The organism is Bacillus sp. MT(2024), from assembly GCF_036362845.1.
Taxonomy (GTDB): domain Bacteria; phylum Bacillota; class Bacilli; order Bacillales; family Bacillaceae; genus Bacillus; species Bacillus velezensis.
In genome coordinates, this window is record NZ_CP143632.1 from 2,303,484 (window position 1) to 2,323,601 (window position 20,118).

Annotated in this window: 9 protein-coding genes; 1 reads left to right on the forward strand and 8 read right to left on the reverse strand. The window is 49.8% G+C overall.

Translation table 11 applies throughout. The features are described 5' to 3' along the window. Positions 1 to 33 precede the first annotated feature (33 nt). Genes dsdA through VP472_RS11360 form a run of 3 tightly spaced genes read right to left on the reverse strand, consistent with a single transcriptional unit; the run spans position 34 to position 3,141 of the window. The gene (dsdA, locus tag VP472_RS11350; protein WP_153986670.1) at positions 34 to 1,383 is read right to left on the reverse strand and encodes a D-serine ammonia-lyase; all 1,350 of its coding nucleotides are present in this window, start codon (positions 1,381 to 1,383) and stop codon (positions 34 to 36) included. 16 nt (positions 1,384 to 1,399) lie between these two features. Beyond that, a complete protein-coding gene (locus VP472_RS11355; RefSeq protein WP_025852789.1) occupies positions 1,400 to 2,176 on the reverse strand; it encodes an SDR family NAD(P)-dependent oxidoreductase in 777 nt (258 codons plus the stop codon). 5 nt (positions 2,177 to 2,181) lie between these two features. After that, on the reverse strand, positions 2,182 to 3,141 hold the full coding sequence (locus tag VP472_RS11360) for an MBL fold metallo-hydrolase (RefSeq protein WP_070082067.1): 960 nt from the start codon (positions 3,139 to 3,141) through the stop codon (positions 2,182 to 2,184). A 395-nt stretch (positions 3,142 to 3,536) separates the two neighbouring features. On the opposite strand from VP472_RS11360, the gene proC reads away from it, so the two are divergent. Further along, positions 3,537 to 4,379: a pyrroline-5-carboxylate reductase gene (gene proC / locus VP472_RS11365; protein WP_146277131.1), complete on the forward strand. Its 843-nt coding sequence runs from the start codon at positions 3,537 to 3,539 to the stop codon at positions 4,377 to 4,379. Positions 4,380 to 4,411: 32 nt separating this feature from the next. On the opposite strand, the gene VP472_RS11370 is transcribed toward proC, so the two are convergent. From VP472_RS11370 to VP472_RS11390, 5 genes are all read right to left on the reverse strand, one after another. After that, positions 4,412 to 5,158: a polyketide synthase gene (locus VP472_RS11370; protein ID WP_014305356.1), complete on the reverse strand. Its 747-nt coding sequence runs from the start codon at positions 5,156 to 5,158 to the stop codon at positions 4,412 to 4,414. Between the two features lie 49 nt (positions 5,159 to 5,207). Next, entirely contained in the window at positions 5,208 to 6,455 is a 1,248-nt protein-coding gene (locus tag VP472_RS11375; RefSeq protein ID WP_070082069.1) for a hydroxymethylglutaryl-CoA synthase family protein, read from the reverse strand. A gap of 56 nt (positions 6,456 to 6,511) precedes the next feature. Beyond that, entirely contained in the window at positions 6,512 to 7,666 is a 1,155-nt protein-coding gene (locus VP472_RS11380) for a cytochrome P450 (protein ID WP_003153276.1), read from the reverse strand. Positions 7,667 to 7,747: 81 nt separating this feature from the next. After that, positions 7,748 to 13,963 (reverse strand): beta-ketoacyl synthase N-terminal-like domain-containing protein, encoded by a 6,216-nt coding sequence (locus tag VP472_RS11385; RefSeq protein WP_146277133.1) that lies wholly within the window; start codon positions 13,961 to 13,963, stop codon positions 7,748 to 7,750. After that, a complete protein-coding gene (locus VP472_RS11390) occupies positions 13,960 to 20,115 on the reverse strand; it encodes a type I polyketide synthase (protein ID WP_153986671.1) in 6,156 nt (2,051 codons plus the stop codon). The genes VP472_RS11385 and VP472_RS11390 overlap by 4 nt, the downstream gene beginning before the upstream one ends. Positions 20,116 to 20,118 lie beyond the last annotated feature (3 nt).

Here is a 20,118-nt window from a genome sequence, read left to right on the forward strand (position 1 = left end):
AAACGCTTACAAAGATTGTAACGGAAAACCGCCTCACTGTCTGCCCATTTTTTTCACAAATGAGGAACCGATCCGGCTGTACTCTTCCATTTCCTCCTTGGGAACCATGCTTCCGCCGGTGCTCCACACAAGGTGCACGGCATTTTCCATCTCAAGCCCCCGCTCTTTTATATAACGGTTACCGGCTTCGGTCTGAACGAACTTGACGGCTCCGGCCATACCGGCAAGTGCAGAGGGTTCAAGGCTCTTATTCTCGGCCGCTCTTAATTGATAAAGCAGCGAAAAAAGCGTGCCGTCCTCAGCGGTATAACAGCCGCTGAGTATAGGCTCCATCAGAGGGCCGGCCAGTCCGGACGGCCTTCCTACCGCAAGTCCGTCGGCGGCTGTTTGATTATCAAGGCCGATATCCTGCACGCTGATTCCGTCATGCAAGCCGGAAAACAGTCCTAACAGCATACACGGTGAATGCGTCGGCTCACCGAAAAAAATATGGACATACCCGCCATAGATCAGCTTTAGCGCAAGCGCGACGCCGCCCGGGCCTCCTCCGACCCCGCACGGCAAATAAACGAAAAGCGGTTCATCTGCACCAGGCTTTATGTTCATTTGATCGAGCTGCTTTTTCACACGGCTTCCCGCAACGGCATACCCCAAAAACAGATCCCGGGAATGCTCATCATCAATAAAATAACAATAAGGGTCCTGCTTCGCCTGCATGCGCCCCTCTTTGACAGCCAGACTGTAGTCTGCTTCATATTCGATGACGCGAACCCCCTTTTCCCGGAGCAGCTCCTTTTTCCACTGCTTTGCGTCACTGGACATATGAACGGTCACACAAAAGCCGAGCTTCGCGCCGATTATGCCGATACTCAGACCTAAATTGCCCGTAGAACCGACGGCTATAGAGTATTTTGAGAAAAAAGCGGTAAACCGTTCTTCAGTCAATATGCTGTAATCATCGTCTGTTGAGAGCATTCCCGCTTTTACCGCGAGGTCTTCGGCATGCTTCAGCACTTCGTAAATCCCGCCGCGCGCTTTAATGGAACCGGAAATCGGAAGTTCGTCGTCGCATTTCAAAAGCAGACGCCCGGGGAAAGCCTGAGCAGCGCTTTGTTCCAGACGCTTTTTCATTTCATTGATGAAGACAAGCGGAGACTCAATGAGGCCTCCCGCCGCTTCCGTCTCCGGAAAAGCCGACGCGATATAAGGCGCAAACCGGCGCAGCCTTTCTTCCGCTTCGGCAATCTCCTTTTTCCATTCAGCGCCATTCTTTACTGGATCATCGGTTTTATGCGGGTTGATCCAAAATACTTCACGCGCCTCCGCCATTTGCCTGACTAAAGGCTCTGCCATCAATGCCTTGTGTATATCCCGGTCGGACATTCCTTTCTCCCCCTTGTTACTTTTTCTTTAATGCGCGGCCGGCCAGTTTTTCTGTAAACGAAGGGAAAAGCTGATACAGCTTCGTCCCGAGGCTCATCCATCGCGGAAGATTCATTTCCCGTTTATCCGTCAGAATCACGGATGTAATACGCTCTGCCACATGGTCGGCATCAAGCATCCATCTGCCGACGCTTTTCACATAACCGCCCTCTTTATCTGCAATTGTAAAGAAGTCTGTTTTGATCGGACCGGGATTAACCGTTGTCACAGCTACACCCGTACCGGCCAGTTCAAGCCGCAGCGCATTGGAATACCCTAAAACGGCGTGTTTCGTTGCGGAATAAAGGCTTGATTTCGGCGTCGCCAATTTGCCGGCCTGTGAGGCGATATTGATAATATGGCCGCTTTTCGCATGAAGCATCACCGGAAGACAGGCCTTCGTACAGGCGATTAATCCGAAGACGTTGACTTCAAACATTGCCTTCATATCCTCCAAAGATGAATCAGCGGCCGTTTCAAAAATGCCGAAGCCGGCGTTGTTGATTAATACGTCAACATGACCGATCAAACGCCTTACGTTTTCAGCCTCTTCTGCATGCCGGACGTCAAACGGAATGACATCACACTGTCCGCCGCGCGCGGTAATCGTTTTTTTCACTTCCTGCAAGCGGTCCTCCCGCCTGGCGGATAAAAAAACATGAGCCCCTTCTGCCGCACAGGAATATGCAAGCCGTTCTCCGAGTCCGCCGGATGCTCCGGTGATCCAAATCCGCTTATCCGTTAATCTGCCCATTTCCTTCACCCCTTCACAGCTTTAAACATCAGAGTGCTTCCCGACTGAAAGGATTCGGCCTTCCCTTTTGCAGCCAGTACGTCAAGATGGCCGATCGTTTCTGACATCGTTAAAAATAATTCATTTTCGTACACAGCCGGAAACAGCCGCCGGCATACCTGGAAAGCCGTCAGCGTTTCCTCTGACAACAGGCGCAGCACATATTCCGACCGATTTCTCTGTTTTTCAAGCCGCCTGTCAAAAGCAGGCTTTACGTCTGTCAGCAGATCGCCGTGTCCCGGATATAAAAAGGACGGGTTTACGTCATACAGCCGCTTCATTGAGTTCAAGTAGTCGAGCATCGGGGCCGCGCGCACGCCCCCCTTTTCCGGAGCTTCCAGAATCGGATTGGTGGAGCTGTTGGACAAAAGCAGATCGCCGCTGAACATTTCACCGCTTTTTTCATGGTAGAGCGCAATGTGAGAAGCGGCATGACCCGGGATTTCGAGCACCGTCCAGCCGTTAAGCCCGTCGATTTTTCCGCCTTCTCCCACTGTTTTCGTTAACGGACGGTTTGCTGAAAATAAGTATGACAGCTTAACTGTTTTATGTATGTCTTCAGGCGTCAGGGGAACGCCCATTTCAGTCATAAGCGACAGAAAAAAGTCCTCCTGCCGGGCGATATACGACTGATCCTGAGTAATGTACCTGTCATTCAGCGGATGCCCGATCACTTCCGTATCATCGGAAAAAAGGTGCAGCAGACCTGAATGATCTGCGTGATGATGAGTGAGCACCACCTGTTCTATATCCGCCGCAGAAACGCCGTGTTCCTTAAGCTGAAATGAGAGCGATTCAGCCGCTTCCTTTGTATTCGGTCCGCAATCAATAAGGGTTAAGGCTTCATCTTTTATTAAATAAACGATAACGTCGCCGACTGCAAACGGAGTCGGCACACGTATCGGAATGATCTTTCTCGCTGCCATGTTTACGCTCCTTCGTTCTTTTCATTCCTGAATAATCATATTTTAGCGTTTTCTTTTCACTGTGTCATTATTGCCGCATATCGGAAAAAAAGATTGACATCCCGCTCTTTCGCATAGCATAATGAACAACAAACTAGAAAACACGGAACGCGATGACGAGGAACTAGTATATAAACAACGGCAGCAGAGAGCAATGTCCCCGGCTGAAAGACATTGCGGCCCTCTTGTTTACAGAACCTGCCCTCAGAGCGGTTAGGAAAACCTAAACGTATCCCCTCGTTACGGGATTTGAGCTGAGCACGGCTGATTCGTGCTAATGTAAGGTGGTACCGCGAAACCTTTTCGTCCTTTTTGACGGGAAGGTTTTTTTGTGTTTTAGAAGAAGGAGGATTTATATGAAGAAAATCGGTTTTATCGGGGCCGGATCAATGGCGGAAGCAATGGTGAACGGACTGCTGCAAAGCGGAATGACAGCCCCCGGACATATATATATGACAAACCGGTCAAATGACAGCCGGCTTGAAGAGCTCCAAAAAACGTACGGAGTGAAACCGTGCCGGGATAAAAAAGAGTTTTTCAGCAATACCGACATTATCGTTCTCGCCTTTAAACCGAAAGATGCGGCAGAAAGCATTGAGAACATTCGCGAATATGTGAAAGATCAGCTTGTGATTTCTGTTATCGCAGGGCTGACGATTCACACGATTCAGCAATATTTCGGCAGAAAGCTCACCATCATCCGGGCGATGCCGAATACATCCGCGGCCATTCAGCAATCGGCGACCGGTTTTTCCGCAAGCTCCGAGGCGAGTGAAGCTGAAATCCGGACGGCAAAAGAGCTTCTGGAAACAATCGGAGAAGCGACGCGCTTTGAAGAAAAACACCTTGATGCCGTCACAGCCATTGCCGGAAGCGGTCCCGCCTATGTGTACCGGTATGTGGAAGCGATGGAAAAGGCCGCCCTTCAAGCCGGCCTGCCGGAAGAAACGGCAAAAGAGCTGATTTTACAAACCATGGCCGGGGCGACGGAAATGCTCAGAACAAGCAGCAAACGGCCTGAACGCCTGCGTAAGGAAATCACAAGCCCGGGCGGCACGACTGAAGCAGGCCTTCGCGCATTAGACGAGCGCCGCTTTGAAGAAGCCATCATGCACTGCATCGCAGAAACCGCAGCCCGGAGCGCCGAAATTAAAGAACAATTCGCAGGCTCCGTTCTGCAAAAGACGGACCAGTCATAAAGCATGGGGCATCCCATGCTTTTTCATTCTGTTTAACTGCCGTATAAGCGGCTGATTCTCTCTTTTACTTCAGGAAGATGGAATGTGGCTTCGTGCATGTTTACCTCTTCCTCAACCGCTTTTGTCAGCTCTCTTTTGATCCGTGCGGTCACATTGGTTTTCAGCGCAACCAATGAGGCTCTCGGTTTATCCGCCAGCAGCCGGGCCAATTCGCGGCCTCTTTGAAGGGCGTCTTTTTTCGGCAGCACTTCAAACGGAACACCCCGTTTTTCCAGAGCGGCGCCGCTGAAGTTCGCGGCCGTAAACAGCATTTCTTCCCCGAGGACAATTCCCAGTTTTTCAGGCACAATATACGTCGCGCCCATTCCTGGTGTAAATCCGTACTTCATATAATTACAAGAATAAAAACTCTCTCTGCTTAAAATCACGAAATCCGAGCTCAGACCGATCGTAAAGCCGGCTCCGATCGCATGCCCCTGCATGACGGAAATCACAGGGATCCTGCAATCCAATAAAAGACTGTGAAGCTTTAAATCTGTAAATTGGAGCTTTCCGCTCTGAATGGTCAAAAGCCCCTCCTGCGTTCCTCCCGTGCAGAAATAATTTCCGTAACCCGTCAGAAGAACGGTTTTATAGGACGGATGGGCATTGATGTCTTGGAATACCCGGTGCAGCTCTCTTACAAACTCTTCTGACAGCCCGTTTTTCCCGGCCGTATCCTGCATTGTGACCTGCACAATGCCCGGTTCTGTTTCCTGTACATCAATCATTGGATTCATGTTTATTCTCCGTTTCTTTAAAAATACTCAAGCCTTTCCGGCTCTTATACTAGGTCGTCCATTCATACTTTCTGTGAAACTCTTTTATTTCAGTCAGCACTAATCGCGTTTTTCCTTGATGCGCATTCGGGATGTCTGCTGCGGGCGCGGCATTTCTTGTGCCGAATTTTACGATGCCGCTGTCTTGGAGCAGCCGGTCATAATCAGCCATCGATAAACGGACGCGTTCATCCAAATGCCGGCTGATCTGAAATTGATTCTGCCGCGCACGGCTTTGCGGCATAACGACACCGCTGTAAAATTCAGAGCAGCAGCCCGAACCGTATGAAAAACAGCCGACGCGTTTCGGCGTTTCAAAAGAGCCGTTATCAATCGTGCTGGCAAGAGATAAAAATACGGTGGCCCCCATGATGTTGCCGACGCGCTGACAGTATTGAATCCCAGGCAGCACGCGTTGCTGAAAATCCGCTTCAATGTCCTGCGGCTTAGCCTTTGCCAATTTTCTCATCATCGTCCGATGCGCTCCTTTTACCATTCCGCCAAACGGAGTATGAAAAGAAAGGTATTGAAATGTATTCTTATAATCCGCCCCGCTCACACGCTTTCGGTATTCCTGAAATGAATTTTCACAGCAATCCAAATAAGACATGAGCGACAGATCAGCATCCCCCGCTTCACTATCCGGAATCGGGCGGCAGGTATCCATGACTTCATACCCGTAATACCCGCTTGCACCTTGATCAAGCAAAAAGACATGAGGGGTGCTGCTGACTAAAAGCGCGACAGCCCCCGCCCCCGCACTCGGTTCGGCATAGGACCATTCCTCCGTCAACGCGTCACCGCCTTCAGCCACTAAAAAGCGGGAAATATCCGTTCCGATGATGAGCGCTTTCGCTCCCGGCGATGTTTGCGACAAGATGAAATTCACGCCCATTTGGAACCCGGCCGTTAAAGAATAGCAAGCCTGTTTCACCTCAAATAACCGGCAATTCCGCTTCAGCTGCAAATAATCATGGACATATGTACTGATGGATTTGCCAAAATCAATCCCGGATTCCGTACAGGTGATCACCATTTCAATCTGATTCCGTTCCTCTTCTGAAAGAGAATCGATAATCGGTTTTGCGGCATTTACGGCGAACGTAATCGGATCTTCAAACGGAAGCGCCACCACTTTTTCTTTCATCAGCAGGTTCTCAAACCTTTTTTTATCCAGGTTCCGATGTTCCGCAAGCTCCATGACGTCTACATACGCGGTTCCGCCAAACACGTTCATTGCTTCGATTCCTACATTCATTTCTCCAAGCCCCCAGAGTAAAGAGGCTTCCCGTGAAGCCTCTTTTATTTTTTCGTTCAAAACTCAACAAGCAGCCGGTCAACGCCGTGAAATACAGGGCTCGGAACCAGATTCGGCTCTTGATCCTCAGTAAAACGCCATGCGGGCATCTGTTCAAAAAAGTGGGAAAGCGCGATTTTCGCTTCAAGCCGGGCCAGCGGCGCTCCTAAGCAATAATGGCTGCCCTGACCGAATGACAGATGCTGATTCGGCTTTCGTCCCAAGTCAATCTGATCGGCATTTTCAAACTTCTTTTCATCTCTGTTCGCCGATCCAATCCACGCATACACTTTTTCTCCGGCCGGAATCGTTTTTCCGCCAATCTCGCTCTCAACCGCGGTGTAGCGGGTTACCCGCTGAATGGAAGGTCTGAGGCGGATGACTTCCTCAATAAAGTCAGGAAGGAGCGCCTTATTTTCAAGCAGCCGGGGCAGAATATGCGGAAACTCCTTGAGACTGAGAAATGAATTTCCGATCACATTTTCCGTCGTTACGTGCCCCGCGACGATCAACAAGCCGCAAAAACCGATTAATTGCTTGTCTGACAGCGGCTCTCCGTCTAAATCAGCTGAAATTAAATGGCTGATTAAATCATTTTGCGGCTGTTTTCTCCGCTGTAAAATAAACTGCATGAAGTATCCGATCATCTGCTTTTGCACTTCATTCATTTTCTTTTCATCTTTTACATTCTGGCTTTGGTCGACCCAGCTTTTAAAGATATCCCTGTCTTTCGGAGGAAATCCTAAAAGCTCTGCGATCACGATAATCGGAAGCGGAAATGCGTAATCTTCAATAATGTCCATCCTGCCTTTTGAACGGACGGCCTGAAGCAGGTCATCAGCGATAGCGGCTATACGCGGTGCAAGAGACTCAACCGATTTCGGCATGAACGGCTGATTGACCAATTTTCTGAAGACGGTGTGTTCAGGCGGGTCCATTTTCAAAAGGCTGTCTTTGTTAATATGCCGGATCATTTTTTCCTGCTTGTCCGCACTTAAGTATTTATGATCGGAAGAAAAATGACTGTAGTCAGAAATCACCCGCTTCACTTCATCATAGGTGAAGATTTCCCAGCAATCTTCCTTTTCATTGTAATGAACGGGAGAGGTTTCTCTCATCGTTTGGTACCATTTGTACGGCTGCTGCTGTCTGATTTTTGTTAAACTGGTCATTTTCATTCCTCCAAGATGTGTCCAAGATTTGAAATGACCCGCCAAAGCTTACGAGTAAACCCGGCGGGCGGATATGTGAATTTACGGTCTTATTTTGGCGGGCTGCTTCAGCATCTCACCATGCACGTTCAGTATCTTTACCTGCAGTTTCAGAAAGCTGTGTTCTGTCATTCCGTCTGCCGAATATAAAACGCCGCAAAATTCAGAAATCGTTTCGGCTGCGCTGTCTTCAGCCAATAACGTCATATGGTTGGATACCGCCACATCCATGATGGCGATGTTTGTCATATGCTCTTGCCACTGGCTCCAGTAGTTGACGAAATCAGCGGATAAAATATCGGCCCTGATCGTAAAATACGGATCAAGCTCACCCAAGAAAATACCGTTTTTATTTCGGAAATAATAGCATGTCACCCCGTTCGGATCAGGAAGCGGCAGGAGTTCGTAATCAGTGATTTCGTAAGCGTCCTGAACGTTTATATTCTGCCAGATCAGATTTTTCACCAACGCGTCCGTCTTCGTTAACCCCCGCTGTTTGGCTTTTGCTATTAATTGCTCTAAAAATATGTCTTCATGAAGATCGGCATCTAGTTCATCACGATGAATCAAGGTTTCAGAAATGCGTTCCGGATGTTGATAGATTGGTGCAAATAAAGCCATGTTCACCGTCTGCAGCATCATATTTTTATCAAATAATTCATCAGGAATGTTTATTTCCCGCGCACCCGCCGAGTCAAAGGAGTCGAGCATAACGATTGACTCAACGGTTTCTCCAGCCAGCTGCAATTGCCGGGTGACTTCATAAGCGAGCATGCCCCCTAATGAATAGCCGCCTACATCGTAAGGACCCCGGGGCTGCACGGTACGTATGAGCTTAACGTAATATTCCGCCATGTTTTTAATGCCGCGGATCGGTTCCCGGTCTGTCATCCATCCTCTTGCCTGAATTCCGTAAAAAGGACGCCCGGTCCGTTCGGCAACAGGCTGGTACAGCTCCACTGCCCCCAGCGCGGAATGAAACCAGAAAATCGGTCTTCCCTTTCCCCCCGGGTTAAGACAGATCAGTTCGGGCGGTTCTTGATCATCTGTCTCTTCTGATATATCGTTTTGTTTCGTATGTTCCTCATGTACTTCCTCAGTGTCTTTTTGGACAGAACCGGTCAGATACCCGGCTAATTTTGCGATTGTCGGATATTCATAGACCAGATTTGCCGTAATAGACGCTTGATACGTTTTATTAATAGACTGAACCCATTCCACACCGATAATAGAATCCAGCCCCATGTCAATGAATGCCTCATGCTCATCAATATCTTCCGGCTTCAGAAACAGGATGTCCGCAAGACTTTCTTTAAGCTCTTTGCGCAAAGTGCCGTCAGAGATGCCGGCAAGGGGAGTTTCTGCTTCCGGGATTTGCGGACGTACCGCTGTTTCCTCCGCTTCAGCATACTCGGGTTTCTTTATTTGCCCCGCTATATATTCCGCAAGCTCCTCAAGCGTCGGGTGTTCATACACCTTATTGGCAGTAATCCCAATGTGGTACGTTTTATTTACTGTTTGTATCCATTCAACCCCGATAATGGAGTCAAGCCCCATGTCGATGAAAGGCTCATCAGCATCAATATCTTCCGGCGACAAAAATAAAATATCTGCCAGGCTTATCCTCAATTCTTCAAGCAATGTTCTATTGTCTTCGGAAACGGCGTTTTCCGGCTGCTGGACAGGAACAGTACAATCCAAAGGCTGTAAGACGATCGGTTTTTGCAATGTCTCCGGTTCAAACGCTGTCATTTCGATCTCAGTTAAAGGACTCAGAGAAATCAGACCTTCATGTTCAGGCTGCGGCGAAGACGGGGGAACGGTTTGCGTTTCAGACTTTTTCATGGCTTGGCCTGGTAAAGAACTGTTTACATCAGCCGCCCAATACCTTTCTTTTAAAAACGGATAGGCAGGAAGCGGCGTTTTATAATATTGCCCTCCGTCAAAAAGCCGTGTGAAAGGAAGATCATATCCTCTGCAAAAAAGGTCAGCGATATGTGCCAGGCTTTCTCTGTACTGTGCGGGTGAAGCCGCCGAGCAGCACTGTTCAATGCATTCCATTCCGAATGTTTTCATTCCGGCTTCGTCTGCCGGCTTCTGGTCCTTCAAATTGGACACAAACACACCCGGAAGCTCTCTTTTTACAAGCCACTCCGATAATACCCGCTTCAGTTCGTCCGCACTGCTTACGATACAGGCAAACCGGTGATGCAGATGCTTTCTGCCGAGCAGGAGCGTATAACTTATATTTCCCAGATCGCTGTCTTTGTTCTTGCTGAGTGAATCCAGCAGGCGTTCTGCCTGAATTTCCAGCTGACGCTCCGTCCGCGCAGATAAAGGAATGAGGCAGGCCGGTTTTGCCGGTGACCGGCGCACGGTTTGCGGCGCCTCTTCAATAACAAGATGGGCATTTGTTCCGCTGAATCCGAATGAACTGATCGCGGCTCTGCGCGGTGCATCCGAATTCCGTTCCCACGGTATCAGCTTTTCATTCACAAAAAACGGGCTGTCCGCAAATTGAATATGCTGATTGGCTTGATGAAAATGCAGGGAAGCCGGAATCTGCCGATGCTTCAGCGACAGCAGGATTTTAAACAGCCCGGCCATCCCCGCGGCCGCAGCGGCATGTCCGAGATTGGTTTTCACAGAGCCGATGGCGCAATATCCTTTTTTATCCGTATAGCGGCGGAAAGCGCGCGTTAAGGCGCTGAATTCGATCGGGTCGCCCAGTGCAGTGCCCGTTCCGTGAGCTTCCACCATTTGAATGGTTTCCGGATTAATGTGAAAAGTATCATAGACATGCCGTTCCAATCGTTCTTGAGAAAGCGCGCTTGGAGCGGTTATTCCGTTTGTAGCGCCGTCCTGATTCATTGCAGAGCCTTTTATGACGCCGTACACATGATCTCCGTCACTGACGGCGTCGCTAAGACGTTTCAGCACCACCGCTCCCACGCCTTCACCCGGCACGAAGCCGTCCGCGCTTTGATCAAACGTATGGCAGCGCCCGGTCGGTGACAGCATATTCGCCTTATTTGACGACTGATAAAAAGCGGGAGTGGATTGAATGAAAACCCCGCCCGCCACCGCCATTTCGGTTTCTTTCGTCCAGAGCCCCTGACATGCCAAATGAATGGCTGTCAGCGAACTGGAACATGCTGTATCAACAGTGATCGCCGGCCCTTGTAAATTAAGGTGATAGGCGATCCTTGCCGGAGTAACGGAATTGTGATTGCCCCAAAAAGCCTGCGCGGGCCCCTGCTGTTTAAAAATGGCCTGGTAATCTCCGCCGCAGGAGCCGGCATACACGCCGCATTCCCGGCCTCTTACCGAGTCTCCCGCATATCCCGCATCTTCAAGCGCTTTCCATGATTCTTCCAGAAACAGCCTCTGCTGCGGGTCCATATAGGTTGCTTCACGTCCCGATATATGAAAGAAAACGGGATCAAAACATTCAATGCCCTCTATAAAACTGCCATACTGGCATTGACTGTCAGAGACATCCCATCTGTCTGCTTTTTTAATCAGATCCCGTCCGGCGGCTAAGTTTTCCCAAAACTCATGGACATTCTCCGATTCAGCAAACCGCCCGCTCATCCCGATAATCGCGATCGGTTCTTTTTCAGGTAACACAGCTGCTGATTTTACCGTTTCGGCCGGATCCTTTTGTTCGGGGCGGTACGTCATTTGATACGGCTCAGAAACGCTGATGACGATTTTCCCGATATTTCCGCGGTCATCCAGACAGTGATACGCTTCTTTTATGTCTTCAAAGGAAAAGATTTTTGAGATGACAGGCTGAATGACTCCCTCTTCCGCCAACCGCTGCAGTTCCAATTGATAGTCCTTGACCTGATCCGGATTTTGAAGAGACAGCTTCCGCAAATCCACGCTGTGAAACGATTGATTGTTATGAAGGACGGACAAGTCGACTGATTTAGCGGATTTCAGCGCAGTCATGGCAATTTCGATATATCTTCCGCCCGGCGCCAGGCAATTCATTCCTTTTTGCATGGCATCACCGGCCAGGGTATTAATGACAACATCCACCCCACGGCCGCCGGTCATTCGCATGATTTCCGTTTCAAAATCTTCTTCCAAATAGCAAATGGTATTGTGGATCCCGAGCGAATGCAGATACTCAATTTTTTTCTGTGATCCGGCCGTTGCATATATTTCCGCGCCGATATGCCGGGCCATTTGCACCGCGATCAGCCCCGTTCCTCCCGTCGCGGTCTGAATTAATATTTTTTCGCCTTTTTTAAGTCCGGCTTTCCGGAAGGCGTCTATCATTGTCACCGCCACGGTAGGAAGAGCGCATGCTTCTTCAAAGGTCAGCCGGGCCGGTTTATGATAGACTTGATGTTCTTTACATGTGATGAGATTCGCCTGAGAGCCAAATTCCTCTCCCATGCCGACAATCACTTCATCACCCGGAATGACGGATGTTACATGCCTCCCCGTCTTGATCACGACGCCGCTTGCTTCGAATCCCGGAGTGAACGGATAAGGCGGCATCGTCGGATACAGCCCTCTGACACAAAGCAAGTCTCCGAAGTTTAAAGAAAAGGCGCGGACGGCTATTTGAACTTCGTCATCTTTTGTCTCGGGCACTTCACTCCGGGCAATCATCAGATCTTCAATGCCGCCCGGACGGTCAATCACAACCCGGAACATTCCCGAGTCATCGGACTTTGCGAAAGAAAGCGGCATACGTTCTTGTTTCGGTTTCTGATAACCGTTTTCCTTTCTTTCCGTCTTCAAAGGTTTTTCATTAGGCCATTCTTCCTGAAGCACCGGGCGGATTTTCGCTCTTTCGGTCTCCAGAGATGAGGCTATGATGGTTTCATATTCTGCCGAGATATAACCGGTCAGCAGTTTCACATGATAGTAATCAAATAAAATCGTTGTCTGCAGTGTAAGATTCAATCGCTTATTAATCTCGTTAATCACATTGACGGCCAAAATGGAATCAATACCGTATTCAGAGAAATTCAGTTCTTCCTGAATATCCTCTTCTTTCATTTTTAATACATCGGCAATACTTGTTTTGATGACAGAGCGGACATGGGAAGCGACCGATTCCCCATCAGCCTTAACAGCTTGATGCTCCTCTGGCGCGCGGCTGCGGGAAACAGGCTGTGCGGGCTTTCGGAAAACTTCGGCCGGGGCGGCGTATGGCTTTCTGCCGTCTCTGATCCCTTGCATCCGGACGAGTCCGTCACTCTCAGCTGCGATAATCTGCTGACCTAAATCATGAGCCGTTTCAGCAGGGAAACAAACCGCTCTGTATCCTTCCGAATGCAGCACACGCTCCCACGATTTTGGATATAGGCCGGGACTTCCCGGAATCCGAAGCTCAGCATCCTCATAGGACCACCAGCCGTCAAGCAGCCCGAAGGTTAAATGGGTAAAAACAGAACGATCGCTGATTTCGTTTATCAAAATCATCCCGTTGTATTTCAGGAGCGCTTTCAGACGGCGCAGCGTCAAACCGATATTTTTTGTGGCGTGAAGCACATTGGCGGCGATGACAATATCGTAAACACCCGTTTTGATATTTTGTGATTCGCAAGGCTCCTCTGCATTAAACAAGGCTGTTGTCAAATACGGCACATCAGGTCCGTATTCCTGTTCGGCATGCATTAAAAAAGCTTTAGAAACATCCGTATAACAATATTCCGCAATCTGTTTTGCAAATGGTTTCAGTTTTGTAAACAGCATGGCGCTCGTTCCGCCCGTCCCGGCCCCTACTTCTATCAGCCTGATACGGGCATCGGGATGTTCTGTAAGGTAGGCTTTCAGGTAAGCGGCCGCGGAATCTGCTAACACTTCATTAAAATAATCCGCAACGGGATTATGCTTATAAACACCTTCAACGAGCCGCATTGATGAATCGGGAAATACGATATCCGTAGCCGGACGTTCTCCTTTTAAAATTGAAGGCATCGCTTTTATCGTCGCCTCGGCCAATTCAGCTTGCGCAAGCTCCCCCTTGGGAAGCAGGCGTTTATGGGCATTCCACTCATTCCAGACTGTGCGGCCGTCCGGGCGCTGATCCGCGAGAAGAGTGATCGTGTATCCGTCATACGCGATATATCCGTTTTCTTTTAATAGATTCAGGCTTTCTTCCAGCCATCTGCCGTATGTGCCGATCACGCCGGCGCTCCGCATGGATGCTGCAGGTGTGGTGACAGGCTCGCTGAAAAACCCGATTGACTGTAATTGATAAAAGAGCAGTTTGCAAAGAAGGCTGTTCATATGCGCAACTCCATTTCTCGTTTTAAAGTCTCAAGCCGTTCATTCCGATCCGGATTTTGCCGCTTGACGCTTTCCATAAATGAAGGCTCCGGGCCGGATACAACCGATATTGCATCTTGATCCGTCAGTGCGGCTAAGCCGTGCGGAGCAGCTTTGATGAATGCCGCTTGGCTGAACGGTTCTGATAGTAAGACTTCCAGCGCCTCCATTGCTTCATCGGGTTCAATAGAACCGATCCCTGACGCCTCCATCCGTTTTCTGTAAGACGGGTCTGATACAACGCCCAGACTGCCCCAATATCCCCAATTCATGACTTTCACTTCACAATCAAGCAAGGAAGCGATATGGCGGGCAAAGGCGTCTTGAAATGTACACCCTGCCGCATAGTTGCTTTGCCCGGCATTTTTTGTGAAAGAATTAACGGATGAGAAAAACAGCACAAAATCAAGCGGTTCTCCCTTAAAAGCTTCGATCATTCGGACGCTCGTATTCACCTTAGCTGAAAAAGCGTTTCTGAAAGAAGCTTCATCCATATTCGCCATACTTTTGTCGGCAAGCGTTATCGCGGAATGGATGACTCCCGTTATATTGCCGTATCGCTCTCTTACGGAACGGACGGCCGCTTTAAGCGCTGCGGCATCTTGAGCATCAGCCTGTATATAATGCGGCGCGGGGCCTGATAGGGCCAGCCTGTCTATTTTGCTCTGAATCTCCTGATCCTTCGGCCGCCTGCCGATCCATATCATCCGTGCTTTGTAACGGGTGATCATGTATTTGCTCCATGCTTCTCCGATGCCGCCCGCTCCGCCGATGACAGCATAAACGCCGCCTTCTCTGTACGACATACGCGGAGCGGAACTTGTCAGCACCCGGACTGTTTTTTGCTTGTGCCAAGCTCCGTTACGGTACGCGGCAGCATTTCCGTCCGGATCTGGAGGAAGGCGCCAGATGTTTTTCATCTCAGACGAATCACTGCCTTCTTCTGCATCAATCAGCCTGATGTCCCAGTTCGGATATTCTTTTGCCAATGAACCGATCAAACCGTGTACGCCTGCATGCTCAGGCTGCGGGAGATCACCCGGATACACGGACTGTGTCTGCCGGGTGACCGCCGTAAAGCTGATGTTTCGGTTTCCATACCCGAGTGACAGCAGCGCTTTGATGAAACGGAAACATTGAATCACCCCATTCTCCTGCTCATCAAGCATTTCCTGACTGGCGGATGCGGGTGCGAAACGATCCGGCGCAATCCATAAGAAATGGCGGATATCTTGATAACCGGCTGTCAATTCACGTAATGTTTGCTCGCTTGAATGATCCGGCGTCTCCGCCAGATGGGCGCGGGGCCACATTTTTGCCGCGGCCTTTATGGTATTTCCCGGCTTTCCGATGATCAGCAATTGTTCCTGATCAACCGCTCGATTTTCTTCCAGGGAAAAGAAAGTTTTGTCCCAAACAGGGGCAAGCATCGCCGTCTGAACTTCCTGCCGTTTGCTTTCGGTTTGGTTTGTCTGCCGGACAGCCCGGCAGGAGAAGCCCGTCAATCTCATACAAACAGCGCCGTTTTCATCACATAAATCAATATCCAGCGTCAGCGCTCCGTTATCTGACCGATCGCTCTGTTTGCGGACAAGCGCCCACATCGTTTTCTGAGTCGGCTGAAATATTTCTGCCTGCCGCAGGGAAAACGGCAGCATCGGAGTGTCTCCGGCAGTATCTGAACCGGCCCCCAGTGACGCCTGAAACGCGGCATCCAGAAGGCTCGGATGGATGACAAACTGATCGGCGGTACTGTCTGCCGTTTCCGGCAGCGACAGCCGGGCTGCAGCCCCCCTCTCTCCGATCATCAGCTGATCAATGCCTTGATGGCTCGGCCCGTATATCATACCCGCATGCCGGAAAGCCTGATAAACCTCATCAGACGTCATAACCGATTGGCTGCAGCCGGACAGCCAGCCCTCTAAATGAACAGACGGAACCGCTGCTATCTCTCCTGATACCGCGGTGCCTTTACTGTATAAAATCCGTTCTCCCCCAGGTTCTTCCGATAGGCTGTAAATCGTAAATTCAATGTCTTCATTTTCCTTAAGGATAAGGCTGATATGGACTTCTACATCCGTCCCTTTATGAACGACAGGCCTCATCCATATGAGATCTTTCAAATACATTCCTTTACGTCCGTCCGGCACAGCGTATGCGGCACGCTCAACGGCCGCTCTGGCCATTTCGATCACGGCGGCTCCCGGGAGCACCTTCTGTCCATTGACTGTGTGATCAGTGAAAAAGAATTCCCGTCCGGTAAAAACAGAGGTGAATTTCAGCTCCCAAAGATCGGATGTGTTTTCATGAAGGAGCGGATGGATCACCATTTTGCCGTCATCCCTTTTTGAAACCGCCTCGGCTTCATCTTGAATCCAGCATCTGACCTTTGCAAACGGATAGGCGGGAAGACTGATTCTCCGGGGTTTTTGTCCCGAATATAACAAGTTCCAGTCCACATCGACTCCCTGCACCCACATTTTCAGCAAATGACCGTACTTTCTCTTTTTCAGCCATTTGACCATGGCTTCCTGCAGATCTTCATCAGATTCAAACACAGCCACTGTCTCATGGTTTCGCTTCGCCCGCCCCCTGTAAAGATGCGGTGCGTTTTCATTTTCCAAGTACGATCTGAGCTTGTCCTCCAGCTCCTTAAGGGAGTCCGCAATGAAAGCCAGCCGCTCATCCATCGCTTCCCGCCCCGCTTGTAAAGTGTACGCGACATCAAATAAGTCCGGCTTATCAATATGCTTCTTTTGAAGAAAAGCAAGAAGGCGCTCCGCATATTCTGTCAGACGCTCTCCATTTTTTGCAGACAGCAGAATGACAGCCGGCTCTTGGCCGCTGATTGCTTGTTTGACAGGAGCCTCATATTCTTCAATAATGATATGCGCGTTAGAACCGCCCGCACCAAAGCTGCTGATTCCCGCCCTGAGCGGCTGTTCTTCTCCGTCTGCTGCAATCCGTTTCCAATCTGTTAATTCCCGGCAGACGGAAAACGGACCTTCGTCAAATTGGATATTCGGATTTAAAACATCCGCATGCAAAGATGGAGCGATTTGTTTGTGCTTCATCTGCAGCAGCACTTTTGTGACAGCGGCGATGCCTGCTGCCGATTCCCCATGTCCGATATTTGATTTGACAGACCCGACAAGACATGTTTCAGAAACATCACCGAATGCCTCGGTTAAAGCCCGGATTTCAATCGGATCGCCTAATTTCGTCCCTGTCCCGTGCGCTTCCACATAGCTGATCCGGCCCGGAGATACCCCCGCTTCCTGTAAAGCTTGAGAAATGACTTCGCTTTGCGCCTTGGGGTTCGGTACGGTGTAACCGCTCGCTCTCCCGCCGTGATTAATGGCAGCTCCTTTAATGACGCCGTAAATCCGATCTCCGTCTTGTACGGCGTCTTCTAAACGTTTAAGAAGCAGCACCCCGACCCCTTCTGCCGGAATATAGCCGTCACCCCCGGCGCCGAAACTCCCGCAGTGTCCTTTAGATGAGATGAACTGCCCCTGGCTCAGCATGAAGTACTTGTTAGGATGAACGGTGAGATTCACTCCGCCGGCAAGCGCCGCGCGAATCCGATGATCCCGCAGATCCCGGCACGCCATGTACAATGAAGTCAGCGAACCCGAACACATCGTATCGACCGAAATGCTCGGCCCTTGAAAGTCACAAAAATAGGAGACACGGTTAGCAATGGATGAAATCCCGCCGGGGAGCCCGATATGCCGTCCTTTCACTCCCGCTTCAGCCGCGAATAGCGGGTATTCCTGATACATGACACCGGCATACACGCCTACCTGACGGCCCAGTTCAGGTGATGTCCTCGTATATCCCGCATCCTCCATGGCCATCCAAGCATGCATTAAAAACAGCCGCTCCTGGGGATCAAGGTGTTCCGCTTCCCGGGGGGAAATCTTAAAAAACTCAGGATCAAAATCGGCGATCCCGTCAATGAATCCGCCCCATTTGCTGTAGATCGCTCCCGGCGCCGTCCGGTCCTCGGAAAAGTAATGTTCCCATTTCCAGCGGTCTTTCGGAATTTCGGTAATACAATCCTTGCCTTGTTTGAGATTATCCCAAAACGCATCGATATCATCGGCCTGCGGATACTTGCCGGAAATCCCGACAACGGCAATATCCAGCGGTTTTCCTTTCGTTTCCTGACGGCTTTGATTCCCGGACGGGGCAAAAGACGCATTTTCAAGCCGATTTGGCTGAAGCACTTCTTTCACAGACGCATTTTTCAATTCCGCCAGCTGTTCCCCGGTATGACTGAGGATTGCGGCATCAAATGAGAGAAACCCGTCTTTTTTATGTTTGATTGTATTCACCACATAGACGGTATCAGACATGACAGGTCCGTAAAGCGTCAGCCTCTCAATCATGAGCGGGACGTGAATCCGCTTTTTCAGCTGCAATTCTTCTTCACCGAGCGACATATAACATGAATTCAATATAAGCGGGTCAAATGCAAAGTGATGCAGATCGCCTTTTTCTTTTTTTCCTGATAAGTCCAGCTGCAATAAAAAGGAACTCTCACTCATTTTGTATCCCGCCGTTACCGTTTTCAGCATCGGGCCTATCGTGAAGTCGGCAACCGAATCGTACAGACGGGAAATGACATCCGGCCCCACCTTTTGTGCATGCGACTTTATTTGTTCAACGTCATATGATTTTTTTATGGGTGCCTCTGTATATCTGCTTATTTCTCCTTCGGCACATGTCTTTCGGCTTTCTTTACCGGAGACAGTCCAGCTTGCGGTAAAGCGTTCGGCACTCTTTTCTGCCGCAAATGAAATGTCAATCTGTGCGGCCTCTCCCGGCTCCAGCGTGACGGGCCCGCCCGTAAAGCGGATATCTTTCAGCTCGGCGGGATACGTGCCGGAACGAGATGCTCCGGATGCTTCAAGCACCAGACACGGATACACTACACCCATCAGTGCCGGTTTGCCGAAAACCAGATGATCCTGAAGGAATGCTTCATGTTCATAGAAAGTAAATGTCTGACTGCCTGATTGCGTTTCAGAGACCGGTGCTGCATCCGCGACAAGGCCGGAAGATTCATCTGTTCCTTTTGTTTTTATGTCTTCAAGCAGTTCGGATATGCTGCTGCACTCAAATAAAAGAGTCGGATTCAGACACAGATCAAACGCCCCTTCGATGTCTTTAATAATGGCCAGAAGCTGTGACGATTCAAGACCTAATTCAAAAAACACGGTGTGCGCATCATTTCTTGTGACAGGACGGCCTACGTATGTCGAGAAAATGCGGTATAAGGTTTCCTCCATCTGCTGAACGCCTGGTATCAGCTGCCGGTCCGTCCGCACCTTTTTGGCTGTCAGGCCGAGCAGTGAAGCAATATGCACGCCGCTGGGGTTGTAAAAGTCAATATCCATTTTCACCATTTCAGAAGGCGTGCCGGACTTTTTCGAAATCACCGCGTAACAGCGCTCCGTAACGGTCTCAGCGGCAATAAACGACTCATAATAAATCGGTAAAAATAACTCGGCGCCTGCAGCTGTCTGCAATACGCCGGAGGCCATAGCGGCACCGTCCATCAGCGCGGGGTGAAAGAGCGCGCCGGGGAGATTTTCCCGGCATGAATCAGACTGCCGAATATCAAGGAAACATTCCTCTTCATAAGCATAGATCTCTCCCTCCGGCTTCATCAGCCCGTCATGCGACAGTCCGCGGCTTCTCGCGTCTTCGTAAACCGTATGCAAGGAGACTGATGGAAGTGCGGCTTGTTGTTTTTTCTCCCCTGCGTCAAGACGCCTGTCTGATGAGAAGACTTCTTCATGCATCTCCGCTGATAAGAAAACCGTCCCGGAATCCGCCCCGCAAATCGAGGCAGTCCAGAACTCCTTTTCTTTACTGAATATGACACTCACATCAAGCCGCTCTGACCGCTTCACTGATAAAGGATGATAAATGGTCACCCGTTTCAGACAGATGGAACGGAATGAAAGATCAAGGCTTTGCTTTGCCAGCTGATACAGCATATCAATATAGGCCAGACCGGGCATGACAGATTCTCCGTGAACAAGATGGTTTTTCATAATGGGATGTTCTGCCGTCAGGCGCAGATTCACTGTTTTTTTCATGGT

Coding starts and splice junctions, on each gene's coding strand:
- VP472_RS11370 (WP_014305356.1), bottom strand. CDS start 5,158: ATGAATCCAATGATTGATGTACAGGAAACAGAACCGGGCATTGTGCAG.
- VP472_RS11360 (WP_070082067.1), bottom strand. CDS start 3,141: ATGGCAGCGAGAAAGATCATTCCGATACGTGTGCCGACTCCGTTTGCA.
- proC (WP_146277131.1), top strand. CDS start 3,537: ATGAAGAAAATCGGTTTTATCGGGGCCGGATCAATGGCGGAAGCAATG.
- VP472_RS11375 (WP_070082069.1), bottom strand. CDS start 6,455: ATGAATGTAGGAATCGAAGCAATGAACGTGTTTGGCGGAACCGCGTAT.
- VP472_RS11390 (WP_153986671.1), bottom strand. CDS start 20,115: ATGAAAAAAACAGTGAATCTGCGCCTGACGGCAGAACATCCCATTATG.
- VP472_RS11385 (WP_146277133.1), bottom strand. CDS start 13,963: ATGAACAGCCTTCTTTGCAAACTGCTCTTTTATCAATTACAGTCAATC.
- VP472_RS11380 (WP_003153276.1), bottom strand. CDS start 7,666: ATGACCAGTTTAACAAAAATCAGACAGCAGCAGCCGTACAAATGGTAC.
- VP472_RS11355 (WP_025852789.1), bottom strand. CDS start 2,176: ATGGGCAGATTAACGGATAAGCGGATTTGGATCACCGGAGCATCCGGC.
- dsdA (WP_153986670.1), bottom strand. CDS start 1,383: ATGTCCGACCGGGATATACACAAGGCATTGATGGCAGAGCCTTTAGTC.